The sequence below is a fragment of the Dolichospermum circinale AWQC131C genome (assembly GCF_000426905.1).
In the GTDB taxonomy this organism is placed as follows: Bacteria; Cyanobacteriota; Cyanobacteriia; order Cyanobacteriales; family Nostocaceae; genus Dolichospermum; species Dolichospermum circinale.
This window is the reverse complement of record NZ_KE384594.1, coordinates 73013-83443: the sequence shown is the minus strand read 5'-3', so window position 1 is coordinate 83443 and position 10431 is coordinate 73013. Positions and strand designations below refer to the sequence as shown.

Annotated in this window: 9 protein-coding genes; 3 read left to right on the top strand and 6 right to left on the bottom strand. The window is 36.4% G+C overall.

Going from position 1 to position 10431, the window contains the following annotated elements:
* Window positions 1-454: 454 nt before the first annotated feature.
* Window positions 455-715, top strand: coding sequence for an AbrB/MazE/SpoVT family DNA-binding domain-containing protein (locus ACIR131C_RS0104445; protein ID WP_028089226.1), 261 nt, complete (start codon window positions 455-457; stop codon window positions 713-715).
* A complete protein-coding gene (locus tag ACIR131C_RS0104440) occupies window positions 703-1032 on the top strand; it encodes a type II toxin-antitoxin system PemK/MazF family toxin (RefSeq protein ID WP_028089225.1) in 330 nt (109 codons plus the stop codon). Before ACIR131C_RS0104445 ends, ACIR131C_RS0104440 begins: the two co-directional genes overlap by 13 nt.
* Window positions 1033-1208: 176 nt before the next feature.
* Here the strand turns inward: ACIR131C_RS0104440 and pyk are convergent, their stop codons facing one another.
* Window positions 1209-2978, bottom strand: coding sequence for a pyruvate kinase (gene pyk / locus ACIR131C_RS0104435; RefSeq protein ID WP_028089224.1), 1770 nt, complete (start codon window positions 2976-2978; stop codon window positions 1209-1211).
* A 419-nt stretch (window positions 2979-3397) separates the two neighbouring features.
* Here pyk and crtR point away from each other — a divergent pair, with 419 nt between their 5' ends.
* Window positions 3398-4279 carry a beta-carotene hydroxylase gene (gene crtR / locus ACIR131C_RS0104430; RefSeq protein WP_028083201.1) on the top strand — a complete coding sequence of 294 codons (882 nt, stop codon included), beginning with the start codon at window positions 3398-3400 and terminating at the stop codon, window positions 4277-4279.
* A gap of 377 nt (window positions 4280-4656) precedes the next feature.
* Here the strand turns inward: crtR and ACIR131C_RS0104425 are convergent, their stop codons facing one another.
* From ACIR131C_RS0104425 to devC, 5 genes are all read right to left on the bottom strand, one after another.
* Window positions 4657-5913 (bottom strand): glycosyltransferase, encoded by a 1257-nt coding sequence (locus tag ACIR131C_RS0104425; protein WP_028089223.1) that lies wholly within the window; start codon window positions 5911-5913, stop codon window positions 4657-4659.
* A 115-nt stretch (window positions 5914-6028) separates the two neighbouring features.
* Window positions 6029-7288, bottom strand: a complete 1260-nt coding sequence (locus tag ACIR131C_RS0104420; RefSeq protein ID WP_028089222.1) for a glycosyltransferase family 2 protein — start codon at window positions 7286-7288, stop codon at window positions 6029-6031.
* 142 nt (window positions 7289-7430) lie between these two features.
* On the bottom strand, window positions 7431-7889 hold the full coding sequence (locus tag ACIR131C_RS0104415; protein ID WP_028089221.1) for a DUF2141 domain-containing protein: 459 nt from the start codon (window positions 7887-7889) through the stop codon (window positions 7431-7433).
* 47 nt (window positions 7890-7936) lie between these two features.
* The gene (locus tag ACIR131C_RS0104410) at window positions 7937-8941 is read right to left on the bottom strand and encodes an NAD-dependent epimerase/dehydratase family protein (RefSeq protein ID WP_028089220.1); all 1005 of its coding nucleotides are present in this window, start codon (window positions 8939-8941) and stop codon (window positions 7937-7939) included.
* A gap of 240 nt (window positions 8942-9181) precedes the next feature.
* Complete coding sequence (devC, locus tag ACIR131C_RS0104405; protein ID WP_028089219.1) at window positions 9182-10360, bottom strand: ABC transporter permease DevC; 1179 nt, start codon at window positions 10358-10360, stop codon at window positions 9182-9184.
* Window positions 10361-10431: the final 71 nt, after the last annotated feature.

Below are 10431 nucleotides of genomic sequence, written 5' to 3'. Positions count from 1 at the left end.
CCTCCCCGCAAGCGAGGAGGGGGCTTAAGATGTACCTCATAAGAGCGGAAACCCCTGTAAGTTATCCAACAAGGGAGTTTATTTGTTTCCAGGTATGAAATAGCCTACAGCCACACCTGTAGTAAGAGTTGCCATACTTTCAAAAGTTTTACGACTATCATTGTTTGTAAAAGCTAATGCTAGTAGTCCCAATAAAGCTAAGGTAGCTATAAAGATAATTCCTGACGAATAGCCGACTCACCCTGACTTAAAGAATCAGGTGATAATTGTAAATTAATCGAACTCGCAAATTTACTCATATAGAACAATATTTGTTATTCATTACTTCATTATACTGAAAAACCTGTTTACATATCTCATCTTAATAGGACTAAATAAACATATCTTCCTCTACTTGACTATTTTCATCCTTGTAATTACAATGTAAACACCACTCTATCCCCAAACACCAAAAATGGGTACAGCTATCAAAACCAGAATAGTCAAAATCGGCAACTCCCAAGGGTTACGCATCCCCAAAACCCTATTAGAACAAAGTGGAATTAACTTAGAAGTAGAAATAGAAGTTCAAGGAAATCATCTGATTATTCGCCCAGTTGAACAAGTAAGAAAAGGTTGGGAACAAGCATTTATAGAAATGGCAAAAAACCGCGATGATGTTTTATTAGATGACATCAACACAACAGAATGGGATGAAAATGAATGGCAATGGTAGTTAATAGATTTGATGTTTTCCTAGTTAATCTTGACCCTACCATTGGCAGTGAAATTAAAAAAACACGCCCTTGTTTAATAATCTCACCCAACGAAATCAACCATCATATTTCTACCGTAATAGTTGCACCAATGACAACAAAAGGGCAACCATACCCCACCAGAGTAACCTGTCAATTTCAAGGAAAAGAAGGACAAATTGTACTAGACCAAATTCGCACAATAGATAAAATCCGATTAGTCAAACTTCTCGGTCAAATTACCACAGAAGAACAAAAAGCAGTTTTGGATATCTTAGCGGAAATATTTGCAGAATAAATAACCTTCTTAATCTTCTTCTTCCTTCGTATGCTTCGCTCCTTCGTAGTTTATTTTTATTTCTCATAAAATCAAGACGCAGAAAACGCCTTTCGCGCCTTTTGCGTCTCTGCGTGAAATGTTTTTAAAACCCAAAAATTAAAAATCCAAAATTATTTTTTTGAATTTTTAATTGTTTAAGTTCCCACAGCGCCGGAGTAAATCAAACCTCGCTGTATATCTAAAGTTAAAATCGCACCGTCTTTAATTACCTGTGTTGCTTCCTTCACACCCAGAATTACTGGTACACCTAAGCGTAAACCGATAACTGCGGCGTGACTAGTGAGACTATCTTCCTCAGTAATAATCCCCCCAGCTTTGCGAATTGCTTCTACAAAATCCACACCTGTGCGGGATGCTACTAGAATATCACCGGAATTAAAATTACTGGCATCCATAGCATTATGAACTACCTTAGCGCGTCCAGTAATTGAACCTTGTCCCAGTCCAACTCCCTGGCCGAGTATAGCAGTCACCACTTCCACCTTAATCAAGTCTGTTGACCCAGAAACCCCCTGAAGTGTACCAGCAGTCATGACTACTAAATCACCTTCCGTTAAGAGGTTTTTTTCCTGGGCTACATTGATAGCTGCTTGGAACGTCTGACCTGTGGAAGGTAATTCTAACACTAGAAGCGGTCTTACGCCCCAGACCATCTGTAACTGTCGCGCTACGTTAACATGGGGTGTAATTGCTAAAATTGGTGTTTTCGGGCGGAATTTAGAAACGTTGCGGGCTGTAGCTCCAGTTTGTGTTAAAGTCATAATCGCTGCTGCGCCCAAATTTTCTGCAATTTGACCAACTGCTTGACTAATAGCATTGGGAATAGAGGGTTTATTATCTCGTGACTGACGGGAGTTGGGGTTTTGTGCGTACTCCTGTTCCATGCGTTCTGCTATCCTGGCCATGGTCGCTACAGCTTCCACAGGGAAACTACCGACGGCGGTTTCGTTGGAAAGCATTACAGCGTCTGTACCGTCTAAAATCGCGTTGGCAACATCGGATACTTCTGCGCGGGTAGGACGGGGGTTACTGACCATGCTATCTAGCATTTGGGTAGCGGTAATGATGGGAATACCCAAGCGGTTAGCCGTAGCAATTAGCCGTTTTTGTAGTACGGGTACATCTTCTGCTGGTAATTCTACCCCTAAATCACCTCTAGCGACCATGACACCGTCACACAAAGATAAAACTGCTTCCATTTGTTCAATGGCTTCGTGTTTTTCGATTTTAGCAACTACAGGGACACTTTTACCGGTGCTGGAAATTAGTTCTTTAATTTCAATGATATCCTGGGGATTACGGACAAAGGAAAGTGCTACCCAATCAACACCTTGATCTAGACCAAACATGAGATCCTCCCGGTCTTTGTCGGTCATGGCTTTAATAGATAAGTAAACTCCCGGAAAATTAACACCTTTGTTGTTAGAAAGTTTACCTGGAACTGTGACACGACAGTGTAAATCACCTTTTTCGCGGTTGATGTCCTCTACCACCATTTCGACTTTACCATCATCGAGGAGGATTTTTGCACCTGTGGGAACTTCCTCTGCTAAGTAATCGTAAGTGACACAACTTATTTCTTGAGTTCCTTCTATGGGGCGATTTGTCAAGGTGAAGCGATCGCCCTTGGCTAAGATTATAGAACCATTTTCAAACCGCCCCAAACGGATTTTGGGACCTTGTAAATCTTGGAGAATTGCTACTGGTCTATTTAATTCAAAAGCAGTTTGCCGAATTAACCGAATACTACGCTGATGATCAGCATGAGTTCCGTGGGAGAAGTTGAGTCTAAGGGTTGTAGCACCCGCTTCAATAATTGCTTTCAGCATTTCTGGGCTACTGGTAGCAGGTCCAATAGTAGCAACAATTTTAGTTCGGCGCTGAGAATCTCTTAATTGCGTCATGGGCTGGGTTGAAGATTTTTGGAGTCTACCGGGGAATTTATCGTCATCTTTGCTGATACCATTTGAGATCTAAGATTTTGGATGATGAAAAACTGACAGTATCAGCAATTCATTTTTCCATTGATCACCATCATTTTGCAAATTGGTATGAATGAAATGAACTATCTTTTTTATTAACTGCTAAATCAATGTTACAGTCCGTTAGGTCGGTAATTATGGTATAAATTTGATATCGTACATTGGCAACAGTCCTCTGAGAAAGTTTTTTATCTCAAAGCACTGGTTTAGCCAAGAATCATAGCCTCATTTATTGACCCTTTAACAGAACTGTAAATCAATCTTGCTTTACATAACTTTACTCTTAACTAAGATTAATAGTATGATCCGTAAAGATTGATTATTAATTAAAGGAGTTAATAATGCTCACGTCGGAGGCACAAAAGCCACTGACAATTCCCCCCAAAGAACTTTTATCACCTCCTGGTGATTTTAACCCCACGCTACTGATGTTTCTAGTCGTAGTGATGATGTTGGTTCTATCTAATTTTGGGTATTGGTTGTGGGAGTGGCCTCATTGGTTGTGTTTTAGTATCAATACACTAGCACTCCATTGTTCAGGAACAATCATTCATGATGCTTGTCACCAGTCAGCCCATCGGAATCGAATTGTTAATGCTATCTTAGGCCATTGTAGTGCCTTAATTCTCGCCTTTGCTTTTCCAGTATTTACACGAGTACATTTGCAGCATCATGGTAATGTTAACCACCCTAATGATGACCCAGATCATTATGTTTCGACAGGTGGACCCCTGTGGTTAATTGCGGTGAGATTTTTGTACCATGAGGTATTTTTCTTCCAAAGACGATTATGGCGTAATTATGAACTACTAGAATGGTTTATTAGTCGCTTAATCATCATTACTATTGTTTATATTTCTGTCCAATATCATTTTTTGGGCTATATTCTTAACTTTTGGTTTATTCCGGCTTTTTTAGTGGGAATAACCTTGGGGTTATTTTTTGATTATTTACCCCACCGTCCCTTTGTAGAAAGAAATCGCTGGAAAAATGCCCGGGTTTATCCTGGTAAAGTTCTCAATATCCTGATTTTAGGGCAGAATTACCATTTAATTCATCATCTGTGGCCTTCGATTCCTTGGTATAATTATCAACCGGCTTATTATTTAATGAAGCCGTTATTGGATGAAAAAGGCAGTCCCCAAACTTCCGGGTTATTGCAGAAAAAGGACTTTTTTGAATTTGTCTATGATATTTTCATAGGTATTCACTTTCATCACTGATTTAGGGCAGTTTATAGCAGAATTATGTAAGCTGTTATGCTTCCTGGGGAAGACTAAGTTACGCTTTATTTGCTAACGAAGCGTAAAAATAGTTTCCCCAGCAATGCTAAAATCCCCGACAGAAAGGCGATAGTATTGTAAAAAAATCACAAAAACCCCAGAAGTTGGTGCTTCTGAGGTGTAAAGAGTTTTAGGCACGATTGAGGATAATACTTATCTGGTGATCAATTTGGAGTAGGAAATCTTGATAATGATCACAAGATAGCTTTATCAATATCTCAAACTAAGAACCTAAAAGCCCACAGGTCAACTACTTAAATACTCTAGCAGAGCTATTTCTATTTCAGTAGCCAAATTGGCGTTTTTTTGAGTTTGATTTAGATATCTACCTCTCGGCGGATATTCACTAATTCATAAAGCTTATTTTCAAACTTTTGGGTACAAGCTGACCAATCAAATTCCAGAATGGAAGGACGAGCTTGTGCGGTTAATTGATTTTTGAGGTCAGGATTTTCGAGAATTATAATTACTTTTTGGGCAAAATCTCTAGGGTCATTGGGTGCTGCTAGAAAACCATTAACCCCAGAAATAACCTGTTCAGCAGTTGAAGGGGCGACAACAGCCACTACAGGCGTTCCAGAAGCTAAAGCTTCGTTAGTTGTAGTGCAGAAATTTTCGGTGATAGAAGGGTTAACAAATATATCTGCTTTTGCAAACCAACCTAAAAGTTCCTTACCATGAGATTCACCCCAAATAGTAACACCATGGGGGAAATTTTGAGCGCGACGACGAATTTCTGCATCCAAAGGACCGCTACCAACAATTACTAGATGAACATCAGGAATTTTAGCAGCAATGAGAGGATAAATATCTAAAAGTTGATTAACATTTTTTTCTGGAGTAATACGCCCTACAAATAAGATAGTTGGACGTTGATCATCAGGAATTGGATCATAACAAATATTGCGGGGATGAAATTTTTGGCAATCAATTCCTTGATAGGGAAGATATTCGGCACGTTGAGCTTTTAATTTTTGGTATTTAGCCAGTTGTTCACGGGAAGAAAATAAACTTAAATCATAAGTTTCACTAAATTGTTTAACTAAAATTGGCAGAAAAGGACGCACTAAATTAAAGACTGTATTACCGAAATAATATTGAATATAGGCAATGATATCTGTGTGGAAAACTGAAACAATAGGTGTGTTTGTTTTTCTGGCATATTCTACTCCCACAGAACGGCCATAACCTTGTAAAAAACCAGAATATAAACCTCTCATTTGTGGGGCTTCTTCGACAACAATAATGTCAGGCTGGAAGTGAGTGAGTAATTTTGTATCACTCCAATGACGATGACTTAATGGTTGGGGTAAAGATTTATAAAAAATCAGTGGTTCTGTGGGAAATGAATAAGCAGAAAAATTAATAAATGTTTCTAGTTCTTCAATTCCTGACATGGGACGTTTACCAACTTGTGGAGGGTATTGATCATTAATTTCTGGGTGAATTAAAAAAACTTCATGCCCTTGTTTTAATAACCAGTGAACTCGCTGGTGTACAGCAACAGAAACTCCTGTTAAAAATGGAGCGTATAATCCTGTAAATAAGGCGATACGAAGGGGTTTCTTGTTCATGATCATGAGGTAATTTTTCCTGATAAATATATTACTGATGCTTTCCAATAATTATTGGATTGAGGGATTTTAGATATTGAAGGGAAAATAAAAAATCTAAAATTTTACCCATTCTCTAGAGAGAGGCTTTTGGATCAATTGGTTGATCTAACCATTGGTAAGGACGGTATTCAATTAACCGAATATTTTCACGTCCTTGAATTCGATAAGTAATTCCCCGCCAAGTAATACTTGATGTCCACAAAGAAGATATTATTATTAAACCATAAATCCACTGTGTGAAAGGGATAGCTATTAACATTTTGAGGATAATTAAAGGCGATAATTTGGGTATTTTTTTACCTTGGTTATGCAGGATATGATGTATTGATACTTCCATCAATAGCATGAGTAAAACTAAACCAATGGTATAGGAAATGTAAGAGGAAAATAATAAAAATCCAGCGTACCATTGAGACTGAAGCAAGAGATAGAAAATGATGATAATGACTAGATTGGGTACGAGAATACTAGAATATGCTTCACTAATTATGGCTAACCAACCAGGGTGATAAAGTTTAGAACTAATTATTAATCTTTTTAATGATTCTAGTAAGTTACTTAAACTACTTTCTTCCTGATTGAGCATCAATAAAGAAGGAATAAATTTGATTTGTAACTTTTGTTGTTTGATAAGTTTATGCAGAAGCATATCATCTGTTAAAACTTCTCCCCACTTATCCAAAAGTTTGATGCGGTTTAAGACTTCTGTTTTGATAGCTAAAGTTCCACCCCAAGGAATTTGAAAGAGAAACATTTGCACAACTGTAGAAACATTACCGGAGTAGCGAACTAATGAACCCCAATAATTACCAGTGGGAACATACCAACGGTTTCCTGTTGTTAGACCAACTTTTTCATCAAGAAGAGGAGTAACTAATTCTCGTAACCAATTAGGATGAACTACAGTATCAGCATCAATAAAAGCGATAACTGGATAAGCATTATCTAAGTCAGAAACAGCTTGTATTAGAGAACTACATTTAAGACTACAATTATAACTAACTGCTCTTAATATATTAATTTGAACATTAGTTGCACCCAGTTGATTGATTGTTTCACTGGCAATTTTAAAAGCTGGATCTTCCTGACTATCAATGATCAATTTTAGATCATATTGTGGGTAATTTTGTTGTAAGAGCGATCGCAAACAATTATGTAAAAATGGATCAGCACCTCGTAAACAAAGAATTACTGCCGTTTTTGGTAATTTTTCATCTGGTAATGACTGTGGTTTATATGAACGTAAATACCATAAAAATATTAACGTTAAACAACTCTGAATTAGCAACCAACCCAACAAAGACTTAGATAGAAATATCATTAAATCTGGCATTATCTCTATAGTCTCAGATATAACTTAGAAGTCAGGAAAAAGAGTTAGCATCTATACCTAACTCCTGATTGTAAATTATAAATCAATACAGTTCAGTTAAGAATAGAATTTTAGACTTAACTAAACCGTATTAAATTCCAAATTAAGGATCAAGAGAATACTTCAAAAAGATATTAATTGTAGTATTCTTATCAACTTTAAAACTGGCATTTCTGAACTTAGGTGTGCCAGTGCTGATAGAAACAATGGGATTTCTAGAAATACCAAAACCCTCTTCAGGAATGCCAAAAAAGTCTTTATTGAGTTGGCGATCGCCATTTTGATCATCAACTACAGCCACAGCATAATTACCAGGTTTTAACCCAGAAAATACCTGTTTAATAGAATTTCCAGTAATTTTAGTACAACCACTTTTAACTTCACTTTTAGCATTATTTGGAAATCCTTTTTCAGAGTTATAAACTCTCATGCAAATTTCCCCAGTTTGATTACGAATACCATTAACAACTACAGTTAATGATGTTGTTGATTCAGCCTGAGCTATTTCGTTGAAGCTAATAGTTAGCAAAGTGGCAATGAACAGGTTTACAATTTTAAACATTAGTCAAAACTTCCTAATTGTGAAAATTTTTCAAGGGTAAATTTTATCTATTTCATCAGTTTTTGAATGTCAGTTTTTTGCAACCATTCACGAGTACGACCCATTCCTTCTGCTAAATCAACTTTAGCTTGATAATTCAAAATATTTTGTGCTTTTGCAATAGAATAGGCATAAGGACGACTCATAAAATCAACTGATTCCGGGAGAATATCAGCTTTTTTACGAAATAGTTTTTGTCCCTGAAGACGCACACGCAAAAATAACTTCATTTCCTCCTTAGGTAAAGACATTGGCGCTGGTAAACCTTCCAGTGAAGCGAGATGAATAAAATAATCTTTCCAGGAAGTTTCTTGACCGTCAGTAATGTTAAAAATTTCCCCATAGGCTGATTTTTCTATGGCTAAAAAGATAGCATCAATTAAGTTATCTACATATAGATGATTCATCACACCTTTACCATCATTAGCATAGGCAAATAATTTTTGTCGCATCATCTGAATTGGCCGGACAATCCAAGGAATACTTCCAGGTCCATAGACATCACCAGCCCGAATTACAATTACTCCAAATTCAGGGGCATTGTTCAGTTTTAAAACTTCGATTTCAGCTTCAATTTTTGTCTGACAATAAGGATTATTTTCACCGGAAAGTACACCTAATTCTGTAACTTTCTCAGGGTAATCAAACCCATATACTAAAGTGCTAGAAAGATGGACAAATGTTTTTACACCTGCTTGTTTAGCAGCCTTGGCGATATTAATAGTACCATTAACATTTATTTCTCGAAAATGCTTAATGTCTCCAGCTTCTTCGGCAATTTGAGCAGTATGTAAAACTATATCTATTCCTTGACAAGCTTTTGAGCAAATTCCAGGATCAGTGATATTACCAACTAGAACTTCAATACCTAAATTTTGCGCTGTTTGATCTTTAATTTGGGAACTTTGTATAGCTCTAACTTTCATGCCTTGAGCTATGGCTAATTCGGCTGCACGTAAACCAATAAATTCGTCAATTCCGGTAATCAGCAGAGTTTTGTTTTGCAAGTTCATGTTCAAAGATAGATAAGTATTTTGTAGTAGTGTAACGCTAACGATACGGTTGAGAAAGTAATACAATCTCATGGTCTAAGTGACAAAGCTATTTTTCTAATTACAGGAAATTGCAATTAAGAACTGTTGCACTGACAGGAAAATTTTACTGTTGCTAATAACATTAAATTTCTATCTTTGTTTAGTTCTAATTTAGAGAATATTGAGTAAAATTTGCTGAATTTACAGAACAATAAATCCCTAAAAACTATCAGCCGGATCAGCAGAACGGAGTTTATTAATAGCTAATGCTCCAGAGGTGATACAAATTAAGACTGTAGATACTAAGACAAGTAAGGCATTATTACTTGTCATCATGATAGGTAATTTAGTTGCTTTCATGGCAAAATCATATAAACCAATGGAAACAATAAAGCCAGGAATATAACCTAACAATGCTAAGATTAATGCTTGTTGAAAAACAACATTTAATAAATATCCATTAGCATAACCAATAGCTTTTAGAGTTGCATAGGCAATAAATTGAGTGGCAATGTTGCTATACAAAATTTGGTAAACAATTACCACACCAACAACAGAAGCCATGATCAGCATTAAGTTAAGAATAAAACCAATAGGAGTTCTTACAGACCAATATTGTTTCTCAAAATCAATAAATTCTTGACGAGTGAATATTTTTACATCCTGTGGGAGCTTGTTCTTTAAACTATCTAAAACTCGTTTTATATCAGCACCGGATTTGAGTTTAATCACTCCCATATCTATTTTTTCCACTGGACGACTATTAGGATTAATTCTTAAAAAAGTTGAATCACTAACAATTAAATTACCATCAACACCAAAGGACGGTCCTAAACCGAATAAACCCCCAACTCGCACCCGATAGCCCTTAATTGCATCAAAGGGAAAGATTTCAATTGGTTGTTGAATATTTCCTTGATTAAATAATTCTGCTATTGGTCCAAATTCTGAACGGGCATCTCTGTCAAATAACATGACATCAGGAATTTTGAGTTTATCTAAATTTTGCTCAACTTCTGGAATATCTAGCACGGATTTTCCAGGATCAAAACCAATGACATAAATTGAATATTTCTCACCACTAACGGGATTTTTTAATTTCGCAAATTGCAAATAAATTGAACTAACAGAATCAACACCATCAAATCCTAGTGTTTGATATAATCGAGTGCGAGAAAAACTTTGAATTGCTGTCAAAGATTTATATTGAGAACTAACTAAAAACAAATCACCCTTCAATCGTTGATGTAATGCTGTTGCACTAGAATATAGTGCATCTTGAAAACCTAGCTGGATAAACATTAGCAGCACAATAAAGCCAATTCCGGCTACAGCTATCACAAAGCGAAGTTTCTGCTGGACAAGCTGTAGCCACGCTAAAGGAATTTTGATATTCATATTAGTTGTTAGTTATTAGTTGTTAGTTATTAGTTAATATTTGTTATCTATGGATAATAACAAATAAACAT